General features: G+C 43.0%; 21 protein-coding genes. All 21 read left to right on the top strand.

Annotated elements, in window-relative coordinates; genetic code table 11:
• The first annotated feature begins 2 nt into the window (after nucleotides 1-2).
• The 21 genes from rseP (at nucleotide 3) to dapA (ending at nucleotide 24,690) form a co-directional block, all read left to right on the top strand.
• Complete coding sequence (gene rseP, locus JOC33_RS08000) at nucleotides 3-1,259, top strand: RIP metalloprotease RseP (protein WP_205091968.1); 1,257 nt, start codon at nucleotides 3-5, stop codon at nucleotides 1,257-1,259.
• Between the two features lie 282 nt (nucleotides 1,260-1,541).
• A complete protein-coding gene (locus JOC33_RS07995; protein ID WP_205091967.1) occupies nucleotides 1,542-3,242 on the top strand; it encodes a proline--tRNA ligase in 1,701 nt (566 codons plus the stop codon).
• A 206-nt stretch (nucleotides 3,243-3,448) separates the two neighbouring features.
• Nucleotides 3,449-7,741 (top strand): PolC-type DNA polymerase III, encoded by a 4,293-nt coding sequence (locus tag JOC33_RS07990; protein WP_205091966.1) that lies wholly within the window; start codon nucleotides 3,449-3,451, stop codon nucleotides 7,739-7,741.
• A gap of 303 nt (nucleotides 7,742-8,044) precedes the next feature.
• The gene (rimP, locus tag JOC33_RS07985; protein ID WP_205091965.1) at nucleotides 8,045-8,518 is read left to right on the top strand and encodes a ribosome maturation factor RimP; all 474 of its coding nucleotides are present in this window, start codon (nucleotides 8,045-8,047) and stop codon (nucleotides 8,516-8,518) included.
• A gap of 15 nt (nucleotides 8,519-8,533) precedes the next feature.
• Nucleotides 8,534-9,649 carry a transcription termination factor NusA gene (nusA, locus tag JOC33_RS07980; protein ID WP_205091964.1) on the top strand — a complete coding sequence of 372 codons (1,116 nt, stop codon included), beginning with the start codon at nucleotides 8,534-8,536 and terminating at the stop codon, nucleotides 9,647-9,649.
• Between the two features lie 12 nt (nucleotides 9,650-9,661).
• Nucleotides 9,662-9,934, top strand: a complete 273-nt coding sequence (gene rnpM / locus JOC33_RS07975; protein WP_205091963.1) for an RNase P modulator RnpM — start codon at nucleotides 9,662-9,664, stop codon at nucleotides 9,932-9,934.
• Nucleotides 9,931-10,245, top strand: a complete 315-nt coding sequence (locus JOC33_RS07970; protein ID WP_205091962.1) for a YlxQ family RNA-binding protein — start codon at nucleotides 9,931-9,933, stop codon at nucleotides 10,243-10,245. The genes rnpM and JOC33_RS07970 overlap by 4 nt, the downstream gene beginning before the upstream one ends.
• Before the next feature lie 4 nt (nucleotides 10,246-10,249).
• A complete protein-coding gene (infB, locus tag JOC33_RS07965) occupies nucleotides 10,250-12,370 on the top strand; it encodes a translation initiation factor IF-2 (RefSeq protein ID WP_205091961.1) in 2,121 nt (706 codons plus the stop codon).
• Complete coding sequence (locus JOC33_RS07960) at nucleotides 12,367-12,645, top strand: DUF503 domain-containing protein (RefSeq protein ID WP_205091960.1); 279 nt, start codon at nucleotides 12,367-12,369, stop codon at nucleotides 12,643-12,645. Before infB ends, JOC33_RS07960 begins: the two co-directional genes overlap by 4 nt.
• Before the next feature lie 31 nt (nucleotides 12,646-12,676).
• Nucleotides 12,677-13,030 carry a 30S ribosome-binding factor RbfA gene (gene rbfA / locus JOC33_RS07955; RefSeq protein WP_205091959.1) on the top strand — a complete coding sequence of 118 codons (354 nt, stop codon included), beginning with the start codon at nucleotides 12,677-12,679 and terminating at the stop codon, nucleotides 13,028-13,030.
• 96 nt (nucleotides 13,031-13,126) lie between these two features.
• Nucleotides 13,127-14,020 (top strand): tRNA pseudouridine(55) synthase TruB, encoded by an 894-nt coding sequence (gene truB, locus JOC33_RS07950; RefSeq protein WP_205091958.1) that lies wholly within the window; start codon nucleotides 13,127-13,129, stop codon nucleotides 14,018-14,020.
• A gap of 39 nt (nucleotides 14,021-14,059) precedes the next feature.
• Nucleotides 14,060-14,998 (top strand): riboflavin biosynthesis protein RibF, encoded by a 939-nt coding sequence (gene ribF / locus JOC33_RS07945; protein WP_205091957.1) that lies wholly within the window; start codon nucleotides 14,060-14,062, stop codon nucleotides 14,996-14,998.
• Between the two features lie 131 nt (nucleotides 14,999-15,129).
• Nucleotides 15,130-15,399 carry a 30S ribosomal protein S15 gene (gene rpsO / locus JOC33_RS07940; protein WP_205091956.1) on the top strand — a complete coding sequence of 90 codons (270 nt, stop codon included), beginning with the start codon at nucleotides 15,130-15,132 and terminating at the stop codon, nucleotides 15,397-15,399.
• Between the two features lie 329 nt (nucleotides 15,400-15,728).
• The gene (gene pnp, locus JOC33_RS07935) at nucleotides 15,729-17,861 is read left to right on the top strand and encodes a polyribonucleotide nucleotidyltransferase (protein WP_205091955.1); all 2,133 of its coding nucleotides are present in this window, start codon (nucleotides 15,729-15,731) and stop codon (nucleotides 17,859-17,861) included.
• A 284-nt stretch (nucleotides 17,862-18,145) separates the two neighbouring features.
• Nucleotides 18,146-19,069, top strand: a complete 924-nt coding sequence (locus JOC33_RS07930; RefSeq protein WP_205091954.1) for a polysaccharide deacetylase family protein — start codon at nucleotides 18,146-18,148, stop codon at nucleotides 19,067-19,069.
• Nucleotides 19,070-19,089: 20 nt separating this feature from the next.
• Nucleotides 19,090-19,329 carry a YlmC/YmxH family sporulation protein gene (locus JOC33_RS07925; protein WP_205091953.1) on the top strand — a complete coding sequence of 80 codons (240 nt, stop codon included), beginning with the start codon at nucleotides 19,090-19,092 and terminating at the stop codon, nucleotides 19,327-19,329.
• 579 nt (nucleotides 19,330-19,908) lie between these two features.
• The gene (dpaA, locus tag JOC33_RS07920) at nucleotides 19,909-20,805 is read left to right on the top strand and encodes a dipicolinic acid synthetase subunit A (protein ID WP_205092467.1); all 897 of its coding nucleotides are present in this window, start codon (nucleotides 19,909-19,911) and stop codon (nucleotides 20,803-20,805) included.
• Nucleotides 20,802-21,401 (top strand): dipicolinate synthase subunit B, encoded by a 600-nt coding sequence (locus JOC33_RS07915; RefSeq protein WP_205091952.1) that lies wholly within the window; start codon nucleotides 20,802-20,804, stop codon nucleotides 21,399-21,401. Before dpaA ends, JOC33_RS07915 begins: the two co-directional genes overlap by 4 nt.
• Nucleotides 21,402-21,499: 98 nt before the next feature.
• Complete coding sequence (asd, locus tag JOC33_RS07910) at nucleotides 21,500-22,546, top strand: aspartate-semialdehyde dehydrogenase (RefSeq protein WP_205091951.1); 1,047 nt, start codon at nucleotides 21,500-21,502, stop codon at nucleotides 22,544-22,546.
• Between the two features lie 27 nt (nucleotides 22,547-22,573).
• Nucleotides 22,574-23,791: an aspartate kinase gene (gene dapG, locus JOC33_RS07905; RefSeq protein ID WP_205091950.1), complete on the top strand. Its 1,218-nt coding sequence runs from the start codon at nucleotides 22,574-22,576 to the stop codon at nucleotides 23,789-23,791.
• 32 nt (nucleotides 23,792-23,823) lie between these two features.
• Nucleotides 23,824-24,690, top strand: coding sequence for a 4-hydroxy-tetrahydrodipicolinate synthase (gene dapA, locus JOC33_RS07900; RefSeq protein ID WP_205091949.1), 867 nt, complete (start codon nucleotides 23,824-23,826; stop codon nucleotides 24,688-24,690).
• Nucleotides 24,691-25,031 lie beyond the last annotated feature (341 nt).

The following is a 25,031-nucleotide window of genomic DNA, read 5'->3' as shown; positions in this document are numbered from 1 at the left end:
TTTTGACTACAGTTATCGCTTTTGTACTCATGTTCGGCCTGCTTGTCTTTGTACATGAGTGGGGGCATCTGATATTTGCCAAACGGGCAGGGATGCTGGCCAGAGAGTTTGCAATCGGGATGGGACCGAAACTATTCGCGTTCACGAAAAACGAAACCCTCTACACGATTCGACTCCTGCCGATCGGCGGTTATGTCCGTGTGGCAGGAGAGGACCCGGAAATAGTAGAGCTTAAAGCCGGGCATCATGTTGGTCTTGAGTTCAATGAGTCGGGAAAAGTCAGCAAGATCATCGTGAATAATAAATCAAAGCACCCTCATGCAAGGGTGATTGAAGTAGAAAAAGCCGATCTCGATCATAAGTTAATGATAGAGGGATATGAAATAGACGAAGACGAAAAACTTTATTTTGAAGTAGATCCTAAAGCACAGTTTGTTTTAGATGAAAAAGAAACACAGATTGCGCCATACAACCGACAGTTCGCTTCCAAATCAGTACTTCAACGCGCCATGCAGCTCTTTGCTGGCCCATTAATGAATTTTGTATTGGCTATGATCATCTTTTTCATTCTTGGATTTATTCAAGGAGTTCCAGTCAACGAAGCCAAACTGGGTGACATTATTGCTGACACTCCTGCTGAACAGGCAGGTCTGCAGGCAGGGGATGAAATCGTCTCGATTGATGGAGAGCAGGTTTCCACTTGGGAAGAATTCACTGAAATCGTCCGTGACAACCCAGGTGAAGAACTGGATATGACAGTCCTTCGAAATGGAGAAAGACAGGAAGTATCCGTAACTCCTGACAGTCTGAAGCAGCGTGATGTAACGATTGGACAGATTGGTGTAGAAAGGGCATTCGATGATTCTTTTATCAAGACGATCCAATTTGGTTTTACCCAGACATATGAATGGACCAAGCTGATCCTGGTCAATTTAGGAAAGCTCGTAACGGGGCAATTCTCTTTAGATATGTTATCGGGACCTGTGGGTATCTATGATGCTACGGACAGAGTCGTCCAGACAGGGTTTATTAATTACCTGATGTGGACAGCGATTTTGAGTATTAATCTGGGAATTGTTAATTTGCTTCCATTACCAGCCCTTGATGGCGGAAGACTGTTGTTCGTTGGTATTGAGGCTGTAAGGGGAAAACCTATTGATCCTCAAAAAGAAGGGGTCGTGCATTTTATAGGTTTTGCTTTACTGATGCTGCTGATGCTGGTAGTAACCTGGAATGATATCCAACGATTATTCCTATAATAGCCGCTATTGCCCCATACAGAAGAGGCCCATACTTTTTACAGACAGCTGGAAGTAAAGCAATTTCACCATATGCTTCTTTACTTCCAGTTTTTTTATACTTTAAGAAAGTTTAACTTTGTTAAAGTATTAAAGTATAAGTAAAACTAAGGCTTTCGCATAAGTACTTGGCGACAGGCCAAGTTATTCTAAATTAAGATGTGGTACCCGGTATCCGATTCCGGGGTATGATTCAATATAAGAAGCCAGTTAAACATGAGTATTAAATAGAGGTGTTTATATATGAGACAAAGTGAAATGTTACTCCCTACTCTAAGGGAAAATCCAGCTGATGCTGAAATTAAAAGCCATCAGCTCCTGGTAAGGGCAGGTTATATTCGCCAGGTAGCTTCTGGAGTATACAGTTTCCTTCCAATTGGTAGAAGGGTGCTTAGAAAAGTGGAAGAAATCGTACGGGAGGAAATGGAAAAAGCAGGCGCACATGAAATGTTGATGGCTGCACTACAGCCTTCCGAGTTATGGAAAGAAACGGGAAGGTGGAATACATTCGGCCCTGAATTGATGCGAATGCATGATCGCCATGAGCGGGAATTCGCACTTGGGGCAACCCACGAGGAAGTCATCACCAGTATCATCCGCGATACGGTAAACAGTTATAAAAAACTGCCGCTGACTGTCTTCCAGATTCAGAATAAATTCCGAGACGAGAAGCGTCCAAGATTTGGCCTGCTGCGTGGCAGGGAATTTTTGATGAAGGACGCCTATTCTTTTCATGATTCATTTGAAAGCCTGGATGGTACCTATCAAAAAATGTTTGATGCCTATTCCAACATCTTTCGCCGGTGTGGCTTGAATTTCCGTGCAGTAATCGCTGATTCAGGCGCAATGGGCGGTAAAGATACCCATGAATTTATGGTGCTTTCTGATGTAGGGGAAGACACAATCGCTTATTCAGACACGTCACGTTATGCTGCGAATATTGAAATGGCCCCAGTCGTGACTACTTATGAACAATCAGCTGAAGCACCTAAAGAGATGAAGAAAGAATCAACACCTGGGCAGAGAACGATGAAAGAGGTAGCAGATTATCTGGGTCACAGCCTTGATAAAGGTTTGAAAGCTATCATGTTTAAGGTAGATGACCAGTTTGTAATGGTCGTTACAAGAGGCGACCATGAAGTGAATGATGTTAAGTTGAAAAATTTGTATGATGCAAGTTTCCTTGACTTAGCTTCCGAAGAAGAGACAAAATCATTGATGGGAACAGGTTTTGGGTCACTTGGCCCTGTCAATGTCCCAGAAGGCGTTGAAGTGATCGCAGATCTCGCTGTTGAAAAAATGGTGAACGCTTCGTGCGGTGCCAATGAGGAAGGCTGCCACTATGTAAATGTTACTCCTGGTACGGATTTTGAAGTTTCTCAGTATGCGGACCTCCGGTTCATACAGGAAGGGGATCCCTCGCCAGATGGAGAAGGGACCATCAAATTTGCCAGAGGCATTGAAGTGGGACATGTTTTTAAACTGGGTGAATTCTATGCAGAAAAAATGAATGCCTCTTTTCTGGATGATCAAGGTAAAGCAAAAACGATGATTATGGGCTGTTATGGTATCGGGGTTTCCCGTACTCTTGCTTCGATTGTCGAACAATATCATGATGAGAAGGGAATTACTTGGCCTGGTACCGTTACTCCTTTCCATGTTCATTTGCTGGTTTTGAATCCGAAGAAAGAAGAACAATTAAATCTGGGAGAAGACCTCTATCAAAAATTGCAAGCTGCCGGAATTGAAGTGCTGATTGATGACAGGAAAGAGCGCCCTGGTGTCAAATTTACTGACAGTGATTTGGTTGGAATACCATTACGTGTTACTGTTGGTAAACGGGCAGGCGAAGGCATTGTAGAATTGAAAGAACGAAGTACAGGGGAGCAGTCAGAAGTGGAGAGTGCTTCTGTGATTGGGCAGATTAAGAAGTATTTATCCTGAGGAATGACCAGATAAATTAAACTTGATTTAATGGATATACCCTTGCTACATTTAATAGTACAAGGGTATATTTTCTTGTTTGAAAATCAAACGTTAATTATGATCTAATCACTCTAAGGGCCTATAAATCGCATTACAGGATAGAATTGTCGTACAACAGAGAGAAATACAGCCATGGAGGCTGCCGAGGATGGGGAGGAATCATCATGGATGTAACAAATAGGGAGAAAATGAAGCTGCTGATTGATCAGATAGATTTTCCAAAGGAAATCGCTGATGAACATCTGGTTAACGGCAGTTTAAAGAAACTGGAGGTTTATAAGCAATTAAAAAAATGGCATTTTCATTTTGAAATGGATGCCCCTATGCCCCCTTCTGTTTATCAGTTATTTACAGCAAAACTTCAAGAAGGTTTCAGGCACATAGCCGAAGTGGACTGGACGATACATACTGCCAGCCAGGAGTTGCAAGACGGAGACCTTAATGCTTATTGGAAGTGCTTTATTGAATCAATACCTAAACTTTCCCCCGCCTATAAGGATCTGGTCGAACAACAGCAGCCCGAAATCAATGGCAACAAAATCCTGGTGACATGCCGTAATGAAGCAGAAAGCCACGCTGTACAAAAACGTTTGCATGAACCCCTGCTTGATTTTTGTAAAAAAGTCGGTATTTCTCCTTGCATGGTAACAACAAGAGTTAAAAGTCAGGAGGAAGAAATCAAGAAATTCCAGGAGGAAAGGAAAAAAGAGGATCGCCTTTTTGTAGAGCAGGCTGTTAAGGAAAAAGAAGAACGTGCCAAACAAAGTGCAGAAAGCGAACATCAAGGACCAGTCATGATCGGCTACAACATTCAGGAAGAGCCAGAACAAATGGGCGAAATACAGGAAGAAGAGCGCCGAAAAATTGTACAGGGCCACGTTTTCGATGCCGAAGTGAAAGAACTTCGATCTGGAAGGCATCTGTTATTGTTAAAAGTGACAGATTATACTGATTCATTTTCGATCAAAATGTTTTCCCGCGGTGATGACCATGCTGAAAAGTTCCAGGCCATTAAGAAAGGTATGTGGATTAAAGCAAGAGGCAGTATTCAGACTGACAATTTCACTACAGAATTGACAATGATGGCAAATGATATTAATGAGATTAAACCAGTGCTGCGGATGGACAAGGCCGAAGAAGGAAAAAAACGCGTGGAATTGCACTCCCATACGACGATGAGCCAGATGGATGCTCCTGTTTCTCCTTCCCGTTTGATCGAAACAGCCGCACGATGGGGACATGATGCAATTGCAATCACCGACCATGCGGTGGTTCAGGCATATCCGGAGGCACACGCTGCAGGCAGCAAACACGGTATTAAAATCATTTATGGTGTGGAAGCTAATCTGGTTGATGATGGGGTGCCAATCGCCTACGAAGAACAGGACCGGGAGCTGGATTCGGATACATATGTTGTATTTGACGTCGAGACTACTGGACTTTCAGCTGTTTACGATAAAATCATTGAGCTTGCCGCCGTTAAAATCAAAGATGGCGAAATCATCGATCGGTTTGAGTCATTTGCAAATCCCCATCATCCTTTATCCCAGACGACTATCGACTTGACGGGAATTACCGATGATATGGTTAAAGATGCACCGGAGATTGGCGATGTCCTGAAACGTTTCCATGAATGGACTGGTGATTCTATTCTTGTTGCCCACAATGCAAGCTTTGATATGGGCTTTTTAAACGCCGGTTACAAAACTATCGGCATTGGTAAATCAGAACTTCCAGTCATTGATACACTCGAACTTGCGCGTTTTCTCGTACCAGAATTGAAAAATCACCGGCTGAACACATTGTGTAAGTATTTCGACGTAGAGCTGACGCAGCATCACAGGGCCATTTATGATGCGGAAGCAACCGGCTATCTGATGTGGAAACTTATTAAAAAAGCGTTGGCCAAAGGAATCACCAACCATAAACATTTAAATGACTATATGGGGGAAGGTAATGCTTATCAGCGCTCCCGTCCGCATCATTGCACTTTGCTCGCTGCAAATTTCACAGGGCTAAAGAACATTTACCGTCTTGTGTCCCATGCTCATGTCGATTATTTTTACCGTGTACCAAGAATCCCTCGCTCTAGGCTCGCCAAACTTAGAGAAGGGATATTAATAGGCTCCGGCTGCGACAAAGGGGAAGTTTTCGAGACAATGATGCAGAAGTCGGAGGATGAAGCTGAACAAGCAGCTCAATTCTATGATTATATTGAAATTCAGCCCCCGGGAAACTATCATCACTTGATCGAGAAAGAGCTTGTACAAAATGAAGCACAAATTTATGATATTTTGAAGAAACTGACTGCTTTGGCAGAACGCCTTGGCAAAAAAGCAGTCGTTACAGGAAACACACATTACGTGGAACCGCATGAAAAAATGTACCGTCAGATTTTGATTTCCTCTCAAAACGGGAATCCGCTCAATCGCCAGACGCTCCCGGAAGTTCATTTCAAAACCACTAACGAACTGTTGGAAGAATTCTCATTTTTAGGAGAAGAGAAGGCTTTTGAAGTGGTGGTGCACAATTCACAGGCGATTGCAGGGGATATTGAAGAAGTCTCCCCTGTTAAGGATGACTTGTTTACTCCTAACATTGAAGGCGCTGATCAGGAGATAAGGGAAATGTCTTACAATCGTGCCAAAAGCTTATACGGGGATCAGCTCCCTGAACTCGTAGAAAAAAGGCTGGAAAAAGAACTGGACAGCATTATTGGACACGGATTTGCAGTCATTTATCTAATATCCCAAAAGCTTGTAAAAAAATCCTTGGATGACGGTTACCTTGTAGGGTCCCGTGGCTCGGTCGGTTCTTCCTTTGTTGCGACAATGACGGAAATTACCGAGGTTAATCCTTTGCCGCCGCACTATGTATGCCCGAATTGCAAAAATCCGGAGTTCTTTACGGATGGTTCTGTCGGCAGCGGATTTGACCTGCCGGAAAAAGCCTGTCCTGATTGCGGGGAGCCTTTGAATAAAGATGGCCAGGATATTCCGTTTGAAACGTTTCTTGGGTTTAAAGGGGATAAGGTGCCGGATATTGATCTGAACTTTTCAGGAGAATACCAGCCACAGGCCCATAACTATACAAAAGTGCTGTTCGGGGAAGAAAAAGTCTTCCGAGCAGGTACAATCGGAACTATCGCTGAAAAAACGGCTTATGGTTATGTGAAAGGTTATGCAGGCGATCATGAGCTGCAATATAAAAATGCAGAAGTTGATCGGCTTGTCCAGGGATGTACTGGAGTAAAACGGACTACAGGTCAGCACCCAGGGGGAATTATCGTCGTACCGGATGACAAGGAAATTTACGATTTCACACCAATTCAATTCCCAGCCGATGATACAAAATCAGAATGGAAAACAACTCACTTTGATTTCCATTCCATCCATGATAATCTCCTAAAGCTGGATATACTTGGGCACGATGACCCGACAGTCATTCGTATGTTGCAGGATTTAAGTGGAATCGATCAGAAAGAAATACCCGTTGATGATCCGGAGGTAATGAAAATCTTCAGCGGTCCGGAAGCACTCGGGGTAACGCCTGATCAAATCTTGTGTAAAACGGGTACACTTGGTGTCCCGGAGTTCGGTACTCGGTTTGTCCGTCAGATGCTTGAAGATACAAAGCCGAAAACCTTTGCTGAACTGGTCATCATTTCCGGTCTTTCCCACGGAACGGACGTTTGGCTGGGGAACGCACAAGAACTGATTAATGATGGGATATGCTCTCTGCCAGAAGTAATCGGCTGTCGTGATGATATCATGGTGTATTTGATGCATAAAGGTCTTGAACCATCGCTTGCATTTAAAATCATGGAGTTCGTGCGTAAAGGCCGTGGGCTGCAGGACGAATGGATTGAAGCAATGAAAGAACACGGTGTACCGGACTGGTATATCGAATCCTGTAAAAAAATCAAATATATGTTCCCGAAAGCCCATGCTGCCGCTTATGTATTGATGGCTGTACGGATAGCTTATTTCAAGGTACATTATCCGATTTACTTTTATGCCGCTTATTTTACGGTCCGGGCAGGGGACTTTGAACTGGAAACGATGATCAAAGGCTCGGAAGCCATCCGGATGCGTATCGAAGAAATTCTTGCTAAAGGCAACGATGCAACACCAAAAGAGAAAAGTTTGCTTACGGTTCTCGAGTTGTCACTGGAAATGTGTGAGCGGGGTTATTCTTTCCAGAGTGTCGATTTATATCGTTCCAGCGCTACAGATTTTCTTGTTGATGGGGACACTCTTATTCCACCGTTCAATGCTGTGGATGGATTAGGGACAAACGCAGCAATCAGTATAGTGAAAGCACGGGAAGAAGGAGAATTTCTCTCTAAACAGGACCTCAGGGAACGAAGCAGGATTTCTAAAACCGTTCTTGAATATTTAGATGAACAGGGTTGTCTAAAAGGAATGCCAGAAGAGAACCAATTATCTTTGTTTTAAGTTTCTCTTAAAAAGTGAGGCAAAAATAGGGCATTCTTGCATTTAAAAGGAAGCTATGGTATATTTTTATTGGTTAGAAGATTGATACGTGAAGCGATGAAAGAGTGGGGCAACCCACTCTTTCGTTTATCTTTTCCATCAATTAATGTTTCTTTGTAATCAACCAAAGCGTTTTTTGCACTTGTTGCGCACTACACCAGTTGTAGTGCCGTATTTATTTAACGGAAATATTCGTTACATGCCTGTACTGATAAGGATTGGTTACAAAAGAAATACTAAGGTTATCAAGAAGGAGGGAAAGACATGGGTGATAATGTTATACGCTTGACAGAAGAGCTGGTTCAGCCTGTATTGAAGGATATGGACCTTGATCTTGTCGACGTTGAATTTAAAAAAGAAGGAAAGAATTGGTTCCTTCGTGTATTTGTTGATAAAGAGGGCGGTGTAGATATCGAAGAATGCGGGCATGTCTCCGAACAGCTTAGTGAAAAGCTGGATGACATCGATCCGATTGACTTCCCTTATTTTTTAGAAGTAGCTTCCCCGGGGGCAGAACGACCTCTGAAGCAGAGAAGCGATTTTGAAAACAACATCGGCCGCCAGGTTCATCTCAAATTATATGAACCAATTGCCGGTGATAAAGAATACGAAGGTAAGCTGCAATCCTTTCAAGGTGATATAGTGAAAATTGATATCAAGATTAAAGCAAGAACAAAATCAATTGAAATTCCTTATGATAAAATCGCTAAAGCGCGGTTAGCAGTAAGTTTCAATTAAAGGGGGAGAAAACAGTTGAGCAACGAACTTTTTGAGGCGATCCAATACTTGGAGAAGGAAAAAGGGATTGATAAGGATGTATTGATAGATGCATTAGAGGCAGCTTTAATTTCTGCTTATAAGAAAAACTTCAATTCTGCAACGAACGTGCGCGTCCACCTCAATGAAGAAGAAGGATCCATGCGGGTATATGCGAGAAAAAATGTAGTGGAGGAAGTAACAGACCCTCAACAGGAAGTTTCCGTAGAGGATGCCAAGCAAATTGATCCGAATTATGAAGAGGAAGATGTCATTGAAGTCGAAGTGACTCCAAGGGACTTCGGCCGTATAGCTGCGCAGGCGGCCAAACAGGTAGTTACACAGCGTGTACGAGAAGCGGAACGCGGTGTCATTTATGGAGAATTCAGTGATCGTGAAGAGGACGTCATGACAGGCATTATCCAGCGGAAGGACCCAAGGTTCATTTATGTGAACCTTGGGAAAATTGAAGCACGGCTTCCTGAAGGAGAACAGATGCCAACAGAAACATATGAGGTACATGACCGTCTGAAGGTATATATTACGAAAGTGGAAAACACCAATAAGGGCCCACAAATTTATGTTTCTCGTACGCATCCTGGTTTACTGAAAAGGCTATTTGAGATGGAAGTCCCCGAAATCTTCGATGGGATTGTCGAAATAAAATCAGTGGCCCGTGAAGCAGGTGACCGCTCCAAAATCTCTGTATTTGCAGAGGACGAAGAAATCGATCCGGTTGGTTCCTGTGTCGGCCAACGCGGCCAGCGGGTTCAGGCAATTGTTAACGAACTGAAAGGTGAAAAAATTGATATTGTCCAATGGTCGGAAGATCCAGTCACCTATGTTTCTAATGCTCTAAGCCCTTCTAAAGTAGTCAAAGTACTTGTTGATGAAGATGAAAAAGCGACTACGGTCATTGTTCCTGATTATCAACTCTCTCTTGCGATTGGTAAGCGGGGACAGAATGCTCGTCTTGCAGCCAAACTAACTGGGTGGAAGATTGATATCAAGAGTGAGTCTGAGGCAGAAGAAGAAGGTCTGTTAGATGAAGGTACCGAGGAACATGAAGAAGATAGTGCTTATTCTACTGTCGATGAAGATCGGTTTGAATAAGGGGAGAGTCAAATGACACGTTCTAAAAAAATACCACTTAGAAAATGCGTCGTCACTAAAGAAATGAAACCTAAGAAGCAATTAATCCGTATTGTCCGTAATAAGGAAGGTGAAGTGTTCGTCGATCCTACTGGTAAAAAAAATGGACGGGGAGCATATGTATCCAGGGATTTGAATGTAATTGAAACAGCACAGGATCAGGATATCCTCAGTCGCCAGCTCAACACTAAGGTAGATGCCAGCATTTATGATGAGCTAAAAGCATTAGCCGGAGAAGAAGTATGAACCGGAAAGCCCTGAATCTGGTTGGATTGGCGTTCCGGGCGGGCAAATGTACGCTGGGAGAGGAAGCCATTACTAAGGATATCCAAAAGAAAAAAGCAAAGCTTGTGCTGATTGCCGATGATACAGGTTATCAAACGAAAAAAAAGCTTGTGGACAAATGCAGCTTTTATAATATACCCTACTATCTCGTGGCCGATAGGGACACATTATCCCAGGCTATAGGTAAGGAGGGGAGAGTCGCGATCGCAGTTCTAGATCAAGGATTTGCGAAAAAGATGCAATCGCTGCTCGATGAATCTATTCGGGGGTGAACATATGAGCAAGATGCGTGTTTATGAATATGCCAAAAAGAACGATTTAACCAGCAAACAAGTTATTAATAAATTAGGGAAAATGGATATAGTGGTGACCAACCATATGTCAACTATTTCTGATGAAACAGTTTCCAAACTTGATAGTGAGTTCAACAGTAAAAAAGAGGAAACTCCAAAACCTGAAACTAAAGCCAATAATAAGAAGGAACAAAGCAAAGGGAATAATATGAACAAACCTAAACAACAGAACAAACCTTCCAATAACCAGCAGCAAAAGAAAAAATCAAATCAAAACAAGAAAAAGCAGAATAACCAAAAGAAAAACCGTCAGCAGCAACAAGCTCAAAGACCTGCAGCAAAAAAGGAAACACCAGAAAAGATTCTTTTCTCCGGTACACTTACTGTTGCCGAACTTGCTGACAAATTAAATAAAGAAACTTCTGAAATCATCAAGAAGCTGATGATGCTTGGTGTAATGGCGACGAAGAACCAGGACTTAGACAGCGACTCCATTGAGTTGATTTGCGGAGAGTTTGGTGTAGAAGTTGAAGAAGAAGTGAAAGTGGACGAAACAGATATCGAAAATTATCAGTTTGAAGACGCTCCGGAAGACTTGAGTGAGCGTCCTGCAGTAGTTACCATCATGGGCCATGTCGATCATGGTAAAACCACTTTGCTTGATTCCATCCGTGACACAAAAGTGACGGAAGGTGAAGCAGGCGGGATTACCCAGCATATCGGCGCTTATCAGGTAGAAGAAAACGGAAAGAAAATCACTTTCCTTGATACACCAGGTCACGCAGCATTTACCAGTATGCGATCTCGCGGGGCGCAGGTAACTGATATCGCTATTCTTGTTGTAGCTGCTGATGATGGTGTCATGCCTCAAACCGTAGAGGCAATCAACCATGCAAAAGCAGCGGAGGTACCAATTATCGTAGCTGTAAACAAAATGGATAAAGAAGGTGCCAACCCTGACCGCGTCATGCAGGAATTGATGGAATATGAATTGATATCGGAAGATTTTGGCGGAGATACGATCTTTGTTAAGATGTCTGCGGTTAAGCATGAAGGTATCGATGATCTGTTAGAAATGATTGTTCTAGTTTCTGAAATGGAAGAATTGAAAGCAAACCCTAATCGTTCTGCTTATGGAACAGTAATTGAAGCAGAACTCGATAAAGGAAGAGGTTCTGTTGCGACACTACTTGTCCAAAATGGTACTTTAAATGTCGGAGATCCGATTGTAGTTGGTAATACATTTGGCCGAGTACGGGCAATGGTCAATGATCTTGGACGCCGGGTGAAAACCGCCGGTCCTTCTACCCCTGTTGAAATCACTGGGCTGAATGATGTACCTCATGCAGGAGACCGTTTCCTTGCATTTGAAGATGAGAAAAAAGCACGTGCAATCGGGGAAGCACGTCAGCAGAAACAAATTGAAGCTCAACGCAGTGACAAAGCAAAAGTCAGCCTTGATGACTTGTTCGAGCAAATCAAACAGGGTGAGGTCAAAGATATTAATCTTATCTTGAAAGCAGACGTTCAAGGTTCTGTGGAAGCACTAGCCTCTTCCCTTGAAAAAATCGAGGTCGAAGGCGTCAAGGTTAAAATCATCCACACTGGTGTGGGGGCCATCAATGAATCCGACATTTCCCTTGCTTCTGCATCAAATGCAATTGTTATCGGATTTAACGTCCGACCGGATGCGAATGCGAAAAAAGCAGCAGAGTCCGAAGATGTAGAAATTCGTCTTCACCGCGTCATTTACAAAGTAATGGAAGAAATTGAAGCGGCGATGAAAGGGATGCTTGACCCTGAATTTGAAGAGAAAATCATTGGCCAAGTCGAGGTAAGGGAAACATTCAAGGTTTCTAAGATCGGGACCATTGCCGGCGGTTATGTCACTGATGGGAAAATCACCAGGAATTCCGGTGTTCGTGTTGTTCGCGATGGTGTGGTCATCTTTGAAGGTGAGATTGATACACTGAAGCGTTACAAAGATGATGTCAAAGAAGTAGCACAAAACTATGAGTGTGGTATTACAATTAAGAATTATAATGATATCAAAGAAGGAGATGTCATTGAGGCATATGTTATGGAGGAAGTTGAACGCACATGATTCTGAGTGCAGAAGTAGAATGCTTCATCTATAATGCCCAATCGTTGAAAGAAAAACGCTCGGTCTTAAAGCGTGTTATCACTCGATTGCAAAACGAGTATAACATTTCAGTAAGCGAGATGGATCATCATGATCTTTGGCAGCGTACAGTCATTGGAATAGTTACCATATCCAATGACCGAGTTCAGGCTGAGCGTCTTATTCAACAAACACTTGCCTTTATTGATTCATTTCCTGAAATTGAAAGGACCGACACCAGCGTTGAATGGTGTTGAGTGCCTTTCGTTAGTAAAGAGGTGAAAGAAAATGAGCGAACTACGTGCCAACCGTGTCGCTGAACAAATGAAAAAAGAGTTGGGCGATATTATAAGTAAGAAAATCAAAGATCCACGAGTCGGTTTTGTAACTGTAACAGACGTGGATGTGACAGGCGACCTTCAACAAGCCAAAGTTTATATTTCCGTTCTCGGAGATGACAAAAAACAGCAGGACTCTTTACTTGGTCTTGCAAAAGCTAAAGGTTTTATCCGTTCTGAAATCGGAAAAAGAATTCGTCTGCGCAAAACACCTGAAATTGCTTTCGAGTTTGATGAAGCAATTGAGCGAGGAAACCGGATAGAAACAATTTTACGTGGATTGAACGAAGACGACAGCAATTGAATTTAAAGAGGTTTTCCGGACCCTCCTCAGTGTGGAGGGTCTCTTTATTTTGAGTTTGTAAATCTAGTGTTTGCCTTGCATTAAGGGGGGGAAAGTATGGACGGCATTTTACCACTTTGGAAACCAAAAGGATGGACATCCCATGATTGTGTAATGAAAGTGAGAAGGTTGTTACATACCAAAAAAGTTGGCCACACAGGTACTCTGGATCCTGACGTGGAAGGTGTACTGCCACTTTGTATAGGAAGGGCTACTAAGATTGTTCCTTTTTTGACGGACACTAACAAAGTTTATGAAGCTCAAGTTGCGATTGGAGTTGCGACAGAGACAGAGGATGCTTCAGGGGCTGTTATTGAACGAAAAGAACCTGTTACACTTGAAGGTAATGACATCAAACAGATGCTTGAAAATTTCAAAGGGGCCATCACCCAGATCCCTCCTATGTATTCAGCAGTGAAAGTCAACGGAAAAAAATTATATGAATACGCGCGGGAAGGTATTTCGGTTGAACGTCCGGCCAGGGAAGTATATATTCATCATATAGACTTCATAGAGGGTTCTGAACAATGGACCGAATCGACGTTCCGGTTTTCCATTCATGTTATCTGTTCAAAAGGGACATATATCCGTACATTATGCACGGACATCGGGAAGGCTTTTGGTTACCCTGCCCACATGTCGTTTCTGGTCAGAAAGCAGACAGGAGAGATTGCAGACAAAGACTGTTATACATTAGATCAGATCAAGAACTTCGGAGAACAGGGACGAGCGGAAGAATTGCTTCTGCCAATTCAAAAAGGCTTAACTCATCTGGATAGCTGGGATGTTGATAAGGAAACGGCCTGGCGAATCGAGCATGGACAGGTATTAAATGAACCAACTGATACTTTAAGGAATCCATTTTGTGTCACACACCAGGGAGAAGTGCTCGCCATTTATCAATACCACCCGGAGAAGCCAGGAAAAATAAAGCCGGTACGTGTTTTTTAAAAGCTTACCGGTACTGCCTTATAAAAGTAGGTGATGAACATGCAAGTAACGGAACTGGAATACCCACATTCCTATAGTAAAGAGGATTTCCCCTCAACGGTGGTCGCTGCCGGCTTTTTTGATGGAGTGCATAAAGGCCATCAGAAACTGATTGAAACAGCGGTTGCTTTAGCCGAACAGAAACAGCAGCAATCCGCAGTGATGACATTTTATCCTCATCCATCAGTTGTATTAAAAAAAGATGTGCAGCATGTCCAATATATCACCCCTCTTCCTGAGAAAATAAAAATATTCGAATCCCTGGGAGTTGATCAGCTATTCATTGTGACATTTAATGAACAGCTTGCAGAGTTGCTACCTCAAGAGTTTGTCGACCATTTTTTTATCGGCTTGAATGTGCGCCATGTCATTGCTGGTTTTGATTTCAGTTATGGAAGACTAGGAAGAGGAAACATGGAAACATTGCCTTTTCACTCTCGTGGAGAATTTGAGCAGACGATTATTGAAAAAGTAGAAACAGAAGGTGAAAAAATAAGCTCGACACGAATCCGCAAAGATATGGAAGAGGGGAATATGCAGGAAGTTACCCGGCTTTTGGGCCGCCCCCATTCTATGTCAGGCATCGTAGTTAAAGGTGACCAGCGGGGTCATACCATTGGATTCCCCACTGCAAATATTGAGGTGAGCAGCGATTACCTGCTACCTAGAATCGGGGTGTACGCGGTGACAGTCCGTGTAAAGGGAGGAGAATTCTATGGTATGGCGAACCTCGGTTATAAGCCTACTTTTCAGGAAGATGCCATACGTCCGAATATTGAAGTTAATATTTTTGATTTTGAGGGCGATATATACGGGGAACCGATTGAAGTGAACTGGTACACATTTATCCGTCAGGAAGTGAAGTTCAATGGAATTGACGAGCTCGTAAGCCGGTTGAAGCAGGATGAACGGGAAATAAGACGTTTTTTTTCCATTTGACGGGAACAAACCCTTGCATTTTAGGCATAAAAGTTGTACCCTTAAATACGGAACCTTCGCTTGGCAGAACGTAACTCCGGCGTCTGCTAGGGGAAAGGGAATATTTATAGAACTATAGGAGGTGTAGCCTTATGGCAATCACACAAGAACGTAAAAATGAAATCATCAATGAGTACAAGACACATGAAAATGACACTGGGTCTCCAGAAGTCCAAATTGCTGTACTCACGGAACAGATCACAAGCTTGAACGATCACTTGCGTACACACAAGAAAGATCACCATTCACGCCGTGGTTTGTTGAAAATGGTAGGTAAGCGCCGTAATCTTCTTAACTACCTACGTAAAAATGACATTACACGTTACCGCGAGTTAATCAAAAGTCTTGGCTTGCGTCGTTAATGGTAAAGACAAAAAGCGGGAGTATTCCCGCTTTTTCTGTATGTAATGGTATCTTAAATATGGAACACTACTTTGCTAAACTGAAAAAACTCACGTGTACCAAAAGGGTGTAGCCTTTCTGTTACATTCTTTTTTCATTTTGTACCACAATAATGGACAGGACTATCATTTCTGGAGGAAATGACCCTGCCAAGAGGCGGTGCAAACAACGAGCAGATCACAATGAATGCATCGAGTATGCAAGGATAAGTGACTGCATTATTCCAGCCTGACTGGAGAAAGTTCCATCACTTTGGAAAAAAGTGATAGTGAGAGGAGTAAGAAATTATATGGCAGATGAAAAACAAATTTTTTCAATCGAAGTCGGTGGCCGCACATTCTCCATTGAACTTGGAGAACTGGCTAAACAAGCCAATGGTGCCTGTATGGTACGCTATGGGGATACATCTGTATTATCCACTGCGACAGGTTCCAAGGAGCCGAAAGATCTTCCTTTCTTTCCACTGACTGTCAACTATGAAGAGCGCTTATATGCCGTAGGTAAAATCCCTGGAGGTTTTATCAAACGAGAAGGACGGCCAAGTGAAAAAGCTGTTCTTGCCTCCCGTTTGATTGACCGACCAATCCGCCCAATGTTCCCGGACGGGTTCCGAAACGATGTGCAGGTCATCAGTACTGTAATGAGTGTCGATCAGGATTGTTCTTCGGAAATGGCAGCGATGCTGGGATCATCCCTGGCGCTTGGTATTTCAGACATTCCTTTTGCAGGGCCTATCGCAGGAGTGATAGTTGGACGTATCGATGGAGAATTCATCATTAACCCGACTACAGAACAACAGAACAAAAGCGACATAAATTTGACAGTTGCCGGCACCAAAGATGCGGTTAATATGGTCGAAGCAGGAGCTCTTGAAGTACCAGAGGAAGACATGTTAGAAGCTATCATGTTTGGTCATGAAGAAATCAAGAAGCTTGTTTCCTTCCAGGAAGAAATTATAGAGGCAGTAGGAAAAGAAAAAATGGAGGTTACTCTATTTGACCTTAATGCCGAATTGAAAGAGCGAGTAGTGGCAGAAGCTAAGGAAACAATGATCTCAGCGATCCAGACGCACGAGAAAAAAGCCCGCGAGGAAGCCATTGATACTGCTAAGAAACAATACGTAGAAAAATATGAGGAAAATGAAGCAGACGAAGACACGATTAAAGAAGTCAAAGCTATTTTGGATGATATGGTTAAAGCCGAAGTACGCAGACTTATAACCAAAGAAAAAATTCGACCGGATGGCCGTTCACCAGAAGAAATCCGCCCATTATCTTCCCGGGTAGGGGTATTGCCAAGAACACACGGATCCGGCCTTTTCACAAGAGGACAGACTCAGGCGCTGAGCGTATGTACACTTGGGGCTTTAGGTGATGTACAGATTCTTGATGGACTTGATCTCGAGGAATCCAAGCGTTTTATGCATCACTATAACTTCCCGCATTTTTCCGTCGGGGAAACTGGTCCAATTCGCGGACCTGGACGTCGTGAGATCGGTCATGGTGCTTTAGGGGAACGAGCACTGGAAGTAGTTATTCCATCAGAAACTGATTTTCCTTATACAATCAGGCTAGTATCCGAAGTGCTGGAATCCAATGGTTCCACATCCCAGGCAAGTATTTGTGCAAGTACGCTTGCTATGATGGATGCCGGTGTTCCAATTAAAGCGCCAGTTGCAGGAATTGCAATGGGACTTGTGAAATCAGGCGAAGATTATACCATTTTAAGTGATATTCAAGGGATGGAAGACTTCCTGGGAGATATGGACTTCAAAGTTGCAGGTACCTCAAAAGGTGTAACTGCTCTTCAGATGGATATTAAAATTGAAGGACTTTCCCGTGAAATTCTGGAAGAAGCATTGACCCAGGCTAAAAAAGGCCGCATGCATATACTTGACAGCATGCTTGCGACAATTCCGGAAACACGTGGTGAATTGTCACCGTATGCACCAAAAATTCTGACTATGCAAATCAAGCCGGATAAAATCCGTGATGTCATCGGGCCAAGCGGAAAACAGATCAATCAAATCATTGAAGATACCGGCGTGAAAATTGATATTGAACAGGATGGCAAAGTATTCATTTCTTCTACCGATGCGGAAATGAATGCCAAAGCGAAGCAGATCATTGAAGATATCGTCCGTGAAGTGGAAGTTGGAGAAGTTTACGAAGGTAAAGTGAAGCGGATTGAGAAATTCGGTGCTTTTGTTGAATTATTCAAAGGTAAAGATGGTCTGGTTCACATTTCCGAAATGGCTGAAGAACGGATCGGAAAAGTGGAAGATGTAGCGAAAATCGGTGATACTTTGAAGGTGAAAGTCAAAGAAATCGATAATCAGGGTCGTGTCAATCTTTCCCGTAAAGCAGTTCTTCTGGAAGAGAAAAAAGAAAACGAAGCTAAGAAAAATGAAAACGTTAGGTAATAAGGAAGAAGCTGGCCAGCCAGTTTCTTTTTTTATTGTCTAAGAATATTTGTCGTCTTAAGCTGGTCGGGGGTGAACAAGGCGCTGTAGCTTTTGATTCATCCAGCTCCAGCGCCTACCCCCTCGAGGTCTTAAGTCAATCCTCTCTGTGACAAAGATCGTCACGGCGAGGCTCGTCTTAAGCTGGTCGGGGGTGAACAAGGCACTGTAGCTTTTGTTCTTGTCTTTTTCCCTGTTCTACCTTGTCCGTTCTTCCCATAGAATGGGGTAAGGGGGAAATAGGTATGTCCAGATATAAGAAATCATTTATCATTATAGCAGCTGTTTTGGTGACTTTATATTTATTGAGGGATTTACAAACACCTGATATACCTACAGTGAATACAGAAACGAATTCCTTATATAATGAGATAAAATCAAAAAGTGAAAAATATAATAAACCTCCTGAGGTTGCTTATATTGATAAAGTATGGAAAAAAACTCCCGGGAGAAACGGTAAACAGGTTAATGTAGATAAATCCTTTAAAAACATGAAAAAACTCGGCAAGTTTAACCCGGATTTACTTGTTTACGACAAATTGAGTCCGTCTGTTTCTTTGGATGATCTGCCCCCTGCTCCTATATATAGGGGGCATCCGGAGAAAAACATGGTGACCCTGCTGATCAATGTTTCCTGGGGCAACGAGTATATTCCGTCTATGCTTAAAACTTTGAAAGAATTGAAAGTAAAAGCGAACTTCTTTGTGGATGGCCAATTCGGGGAGAATTTTCCTGACTTAGTCAAAATGATAAACGAGGAAGGGCATCTTATTGGGAATCATGCCTATAACCATCCTGATATGAGCAGGATGGGGGAAGAAGCCATACGAGAGCAAATTGAACGTACAAATCGCATTCTTTCAGCATTGATCAATGAAAAACCAAAATGGTTTGCCCCTCCTTCGGGCAGCTATAATCAAGCAGTTATTACAACGGCGGATGAATTAGGCATGGAAACTGTATTATGGACAGTGGATACCATTGACTGGAAGAAACCAACAAAGCAGGTGATGGTCAATCGTGTGGTTTCAAAGGTACACCCGGGTGCTACTATACTGATGCATCCGACCAGTGTAACTGATCAGGCGCTTGAAAACATGATAAAGGGTATTAAAGCAAAAGGTTACCGAATCGGTACAATTGAGGCGTTAGTCAGTGAATCATGGTAATTAAAAAAGGAGGCTGCACCGTGAGATTCAAAAGCCTGAGCGGCAAGGAAATTGTGGATGTTTCAAGTGGTACCAAGCTGGGTGTCCTCGGCCAGACCGACATGGAAATTGATGTGACAACCGGGCAGATAAAATCGTTTGTAATCCCTGAATATAAATGGTTCGGTGTAAAATCAGGGGCAGAAGGCCATCGGATAACCTGGCAGGAAATCATCAGGGTTGGCGAGGATATGATTCTTATCCAGCCGAAAAAAAACTAATTTCCATAAAGCGATAGATGTATTGGAAAAAGTTGGATTTAGAACTGCGTATTTATCGGATCCTTATAAAAACTTGATTGTAGCTGTGTTGGACTCTTAGAGATGTCCTATACTATACCTATTATTTAAGGTTGTCGAGAAAATCTCGACAACCTTATTTTTTTGGTGTTTTTTCCAAATTCCTGTGTCTTTGTTTGTTATTCTAGACACAGAAAATCTTTAGAGGCGGTAATTGTACAGTCGCTGATGACGGCTGCCTGCCAGAACATGAAAAAGGTTGTCCTCCATCTGGCTAGGGTGAGCTAGCTTAAGGACAACCTCTGTTTTATAAGAAATTCCAAGGAGCGATTACACTTCCACTCCTGCAGAAGAACGAGGAAGCTTGGGCGCTCGTCATCGGAAAGGGAAGGGTCCTTCGCTCCTGGCGGTAAGAAAAAAAGCTTGCTGAAAAAAGGTGCCATTGGGCACTTTTTTTTTGCTTTTAACCAGCTTGGGAGTTGTAATACAGGAACGAACCAAATCAGCTTTCATAGGATAGAGGGAGTAAGGAAAGTGCAAGTGAAGAAGGGGGTGTCCGGTATGCTGACCGGGTTGAACGTGGCAATTTTAGGAGGAGATGCACGGCAAATCGAAATGGTCCGAAAATTGAATGAATGGGATGCCACGCTCCATTTAGCAGGCTTCGATCAATTGGACTATGGATTTACCGGGGCAAACCATTTTGATATGGATGAAGATCTGGTTGAAAAATTCGATGCTGTTATCCTGCCTGTACCAGGGACAGATGAAAGCGGGAAAATCGACAGCATATTTTCTAACCAGCAAATGATACTGGATGAAGATTGGGTGGCACGCACTCCAGAGGGTTGTGTTTTTTTCACTGGGATAACGAATGATTACTTGAATTCATTATTCCAAAAGGTGAACCGCACGTTAATACCTTTATTTTCCCGCGATGATGTCGCTATTTATAATTCCGTACCAACTGTCGAAGGCACAATTATGATGGTAATCCAGAATACTGATTTTACTATTCACTCCGCTCGTGTCCATGTGCTGGGGCTTGGACGTGTGGGAATGAGTGTAGCCAGAGCCTTTCATGGTCTTGGGGCTAAAGTGCATGTCGGAGTAAGGAAGTCTTCTCATTTTGCAAGAGCTCTTGAGATGGGGTTATCACCTTTTTATTTGAAAGACCTGAAAGAAGCGGCTGGTGAATGCGATATTCTGATCAACACGATTCCAGTTCCGATTGTCACTGCCTCTATTATCCAGAAGATGCCTGGTCATACGTTTATTCTGGATCTTGCATCAAAGCCAGGTGGTACAGATTTCAGGTATGCAGAGAAAAGGGGTATTAAAGCCATTCTGGCCCCAGGTCTCCCAGGGATTGTAGCACCAAAATCGGCAGGGAAAATTCTTGCCAATGTCATCTCCCAAATTCTAATGGAACATAGAAAGGGTGAACAACAAACATGAACTTAGCCGGTAAAACGATTGGCTTTGGCCTGACTGGCTCTCATTGCACCTATGATGCTGTTTTTCCAGAAATCCAAAAACTGATTGATGAAAAAGCGAAAGTAATACCAATCCTGTCTTATACAGTCCAGAAAGTGGATACCAGATTTGGTGATGCTTCCGACCATTTAGAAAAATTGAAGCAGCTGACAGGAGAGAAACCCATCACAACTATTCCAGAAGCAGAACCACTCGGACCAAAGCGGCCATTAGATTGCATGGTCATTGCTCCGTTAACAGGTAATTCCATGAGTAAGATGGCTAATGCCTTGACAGATTCTCCTGTATTAATGGCAGCTAAAGCAACACTTCGTAACGGTGGTCCTGTTGTATTGGGAATCTCCACGAATGATGCACTTGGTTTGAATGGAGTTAATTTAATGCGATTGATGGCGACGAAAAATATCTATTTCATCCCATATGGCCAGGATCATCCGTTCAAGAAACCAAACTCGATGGTCGCCGAAATGAATCTATTACCCGAAACGGTGTCTGCAGCCATGGAAGGCAGACAATTACAGCCCGTAATCATCCAGCGCTATTTCGAACAGGAATAGGTTATCCCTAACAACTCCCTTATGAATATGATAAAATACAATGTTAGTGACTCTATATTTAAAATATTCAATCAATCATAAGGAAAGGGGATCTAGATATGAGTCAAACTAAAACATTCCATGTAGCAGTTGTAGGGGCAACAGGTGCTGTTGGCCAAAAAATGATCGAAACTCTTGAAGATAGGGACTTTCCTATTGACACGTTAAAATTGTTATCCTCCAGTCGTTCAGCTGGTAAAAAGGTTACTTTTAAAGGAGAAGAACTTACAGTAGAAGAAGCGACTCCAGAAAGTTTTGAAGGAGTCGACATTGCTTTGTTCTCAGCTGGTGGTTCTGTTTCAAAGAAGCTTGCTCCTGAAGCAGTAAAACGGGGAGCAGTAGTCATTGATAACACGAGCGCATACCGGATGGATGATCAAGTACCACTTGTGGTACCGGAAGTAAATGAGTCAGATTTAGAAAACCACCAGGGTATCATTGCTAATCCGAACTGCTCCACTATCCAAATGGTAGCTGCTCTTGAGCCGATTAAGAAACATTTTGGGATTTCACGCGTTATTGTTTCCACTTACCAGGCTGTTTCCGGATCAGGTACGGAAGCAGTTGAAGAGCTTCGGGAACAGTCTCAGGACTTTTTGAATGGTAATGAAATGAAATCAGAGATATTACCAGTCAAAGGAGATAAGAAACATTTTCCGATAGCCTTTAACGCGCTACCACAAATTGACACCTTTGAAGAGAATGGCTACACCTATGAAGAAATGAAAATGATCAATGAGACGAAAAAAATCATGCATGCAAATGACCTTCCAGTGGCGGCAACCTGTGTCCGTCTGCCAATATTCACTTCTCATGCGGAGAGTGTTTATATCGAAGTCGAAAAGGATGGAGCCAGTGTAAATGATATTCAGGAAGCCCTGAAGAACGCAGAAGGGGTGGTTCTGGAAGATGATCCAGCCACACAATCTTATCCAACTCCACTGAGCGCCGCAGAGAAAAGAGAAGTTTTTGTAGGCAGAGTGAGAAAAGATCTTGATCAGAAAAACGGTTTTCATTTATGGATAGTATCTGACAATCTATTAAAAGGAGCAGCTTGGAATTCAGTACAGATCGCCGAACGTCTTATCGCGAACGATTGGTTGTAAACTTCCAATTTGATGAGGTGTAACACCATGAAAATACTTGTGCAAAAATTTGGGGGGACTTCGGTTCGGAATAAAGAAGGTAGAAAGAACGCAATCAGCCATGTACGAACTGCATTGGAACAGGGATACAAAGTAGTCGTGACAGTATCAGCCATGGGGCGTAGTGGAGAACCATACGCAACAGACACACTGCTAAGCCTTGTGGATTTCCCTGCATCCAGCATATCACCCCGTGAACGGGATTTACTCATGTCCTGCGGGGAAACGATTTCTTCGGTTGTTTTTTCCAATGAATTAAAACGTTCCGGTATTCATGCCATTGCTCTCACTGGAGGGCAGGCTGGTTTCATTACCAATGGTGATTTTACAAAAGCAAAAATCATCCGAATGGATACTACACGCATCCTGGATGAACTTGCAAACCATGATGTTGTCGTGGTTTCCGGCTTTCAGGGAAGGTCGGAAGATCACGAAATCACTACCATTGGAAGAGGCGGGAGTGATACGACCGCTGCGGCGTTAGGAGCTTCCCTCCAAGCCGAGTATGTCGATATTTTCACGGATGTAGAGGGGATCATGACAGCGGATCCACGAATAGTGGAAAGCGCCCGAGCATTAGAGAAGGTTACGTACACTGATATTTGTAACCTCGCTTATCAGGGCGCTAAGGTTATACATCCGAGAGCTGTTGAAATTGCCATGCAGGCAGATGTTCCCATCAGAGTAAGGTCTAACGCTTCTCCGGATCTAGGTACGCTGGTCACTTCATCCAGAGGGACAGAGACAGGTAAAGACGTTCCTGACCGTCTTGTAACTGGTATCGCCCATCTTTCAGGTATTACCCAAATACGTGTTATGGCCAGGGATGAACCTTATCAATTACAATCTGAAGTTTTCAAATCAATGGCTGAGGCTGGAATCTCGGTTGATTTCATCAATATATCTCCCAGTGGCGTCATTTACACTATTGAGGACATGTATACTGAGCAGGCAGTCGGAATATTAAAAGGGCTTGGATATGAGCCGGAAATCACCCGTAATTGTGCCAAGGTCTCAACAGTGGGAGCAGGTATGACAGGTGTACCTGGTGTTACTGCAAAAATAGTTCACACGTTGACAGAGTCTGGCGTCCAAATACTTCAGTCAGCGGATTCGCATACAACCATTTGGGTTTTGATTCCGCAGGAGGATCTGGTGCAAGCTGTCAACGCATTACACGGTATTTTTGAGCTCGACATCGCTTAATCAGCGGATAGGAAAGGAGAAAGGCCAAAGAAATGGATTTCGGCAGAGTATTGACAGCAATGGTCACTCCGTTTGACAGTCGAGGCAGCCTGGATTTAGAAAAAACAACAAAGTTGATTGAGTATTTGATCGCAAACGGCACGGATGGACTTGTGATCACTGGGACGACAGGAGAATCGCCTACTTTGACCCGAAATGAGAAGAGAGAGCTGTGGGAACATACCGTCAAAGTAGTTAATAAACGTATCCCGGTTATCGCAGGGACTGGATGTAATGACACAAACTCTTCTGTAGAGCTGACAAAAGAAGCGGAAGCCTCAGGTGTCGATGCCGTCATGCTGGTCACCCCATATTATAATAAGCCTGATCAACGAGGGCTTTTTGAACACTTCAAAACAATTGCCGCAGCAACTAACCTGCCCGTCATGCTTTATAATATCCCAGGAAGATCAGTGGTTTCTCTCACCAAAGAAACTGTTCTTGCATTAGCTGAGATTGACAATATTGTATCTATCAAAGATGCAAGTGGGGATATGGATACCATATCTAAGTTAATTGAAGATTCTCCCGATGATTTCTCTGTATACAGTGGGGAAGACAGTCTCACCTTGCCAATCAGAGCGATAGGCGGGGATGGAATTGTGTCAGTAGCTTCCCACATCATTGGGAAGGAAATGCAGGAAATGCTTGATAAATTTGATCAGGGAGAAGTAAAGTCAGCTTCAAATCTTCATAGGCAACTTGTTCCGCTAATGAATGAATTGTTCCTTTTCCCATCACCTGCCCCAGTAAAGGCAGCTTTAAAATTAAAAGGTATAGATACAGGGGGAGTAAGATTACCGCTGGTGCCGCTTTCAGTGGATGCCTGCAAGCGGCTTTCCGCTATGCTGCATCAGTGACACACGAAAAACTCCTGTGTGAAAGCATAAAAGACGAACATTCAAATATGCATTTTAAGCGTAGTCAATATCCGCAGACTCATGAGGGAATAGCACCATCCGAAGATCCCGAGAGAAAAACTGCTTTCTGAGGGAGCTGAGGCTGTGCCCACGGAAAGCGAAGGAAATTGACGAAGCGGATGCTGAATTAAGAAACCTGAACATTATAACTGTTCAGGTTTTTTAATGGATATAGCTTTTGTCTGACATCATATTTTTTTGTATCATCCTCTATCTATTTGCAGCTATCATTGAAAACAAACGAAAAGATACTTAAGAACTGAATGGTATGTTTGGGACTG

The sequence above is a fragment of the Thalassobacillus pellis genome, from assembly GCF_016908295.1.
Lineage (GTDB): Bacteria > Bacillota > Bacilli > Bacillales > Halobacillaceae > Thalassobacillus > Thalassobacillus pellis.
The sequence above is the reverse complement of the archived record's forward strand: the minus strand, read 5'-3'. Positions and strand labels throughout refer to the sequence as shown.

Coding starts and splice junctions, on each gene's coding strand:
- JOC33_RS07995 (WP_205091967.1), top strand. CDS start 1,542: ATGAGACAAAGTGAAATGTTACTCCCTACTCTAAGGGAAAATCCAGCT.
- JOC33_RS07990 (WP_205091966.1), top strand. CDS start 3,449: ATGGATGTAACAAATAGGGAGAAAATGAAGCTGCTGATTGATCAGATA.
- rimP (WP_205091965.1), top strand. CDS start 8,045: ATGGGTGATAATGTTATACGCTTGACAGAAGAGCTGGTTCAGCCTGTA.
- rnpM (WP_205091963.1), top strand. CDS start 9,662: ATGACACGTTCTAAAAAAATACCACTTAGAAAATGCGTCGTCACTAAA.
- JOC33_RS07970 (WP_205091962.1), top strand. CDS start 9,931: ATGAACCGGAAAGCCCTGAATCTGGTTGGATTGGCGTTCCGGGCGGGC.
- infB (WP_205091961.1), top strand. CDS start 10,250: ATGAGCAAGATGCGTGTTTATGAATATGCCAAAAAGAACGATTTAACC.
- JOC33_RS07960 (WP_205091960.1), top strand. CDS start 12,367: ATGATTCTGAGTGCAGAAGTAGAATGCTTCATCTATAATGCCCAATCG.
- rbfA (WP_205091959.1), top strand. CDS start 12,677: ATGAGCGAACTACGTGCCAACCGTGTCGCTGAACAAATGAAAAAAGAG.
- truB (WP_205091958.1), top strand. CDS start 13,127: ATGGACGGCATTTTACCACTTTGGAAACCAAAAGGATGGACATCCCAT.
- ribF (WP_205091957.1), top strand. CDS start 14,060: ATGCAAGTAACGGAACTGGAATACCCACATTCCTATAGTAAAGAGGAT.
- rpsO (WP_205091956.1), top strand. CDS start 15,130: ATGGCAATCACACAAGAACGTAAAAATGAAATCATCAATGAGTACAAG.
- pnp (WP_205091955.1), top strand. CDS start 15,729: ATGGCAGATGAAAAACAAATTTTTTCAATCGAAGTCGGTGGCCGCACA.
- JOC33_RS07930 (WP_205091954.1), top strand. CDS start 18,146: ATGTCCAGATATAAGAAATCATTTATCATTATAGCAGCTGTTTTGGTG.
- dpaA (WP_205092467.1), top strand. CDS start 19,909: ATGCTGACCGGGTTGAACGTGGCAATTTTAGGAGGAGATGCACGGCAA.
- JOC33_RS07915 (WP_205091952.1), top strand. CDS start 20,802: ATGAACTTAGCCGGTAAAACGATTGGCTTTGGCCTGACTGGCTCTCAT.
- asd (WP_205091951.1), top strand. CDS start 21,500: ATGAGTCAAACTAAAACATTCCATGTAGCAGTTGTAGGGGCAACAGGT.
- dapG (WP_205091950.1), top strand. CDS start 22,574: ATGAAAATACTTGTGCAAAAATTTGGGGGGACTTCGGTTCGGAATAAA.
- dapA (WP_205091949.1), top strand. CDS start 23,824: ATGGATTTCGGCAGAGTATTGACAGCAATGGTCACTCCGTTTGACAGT.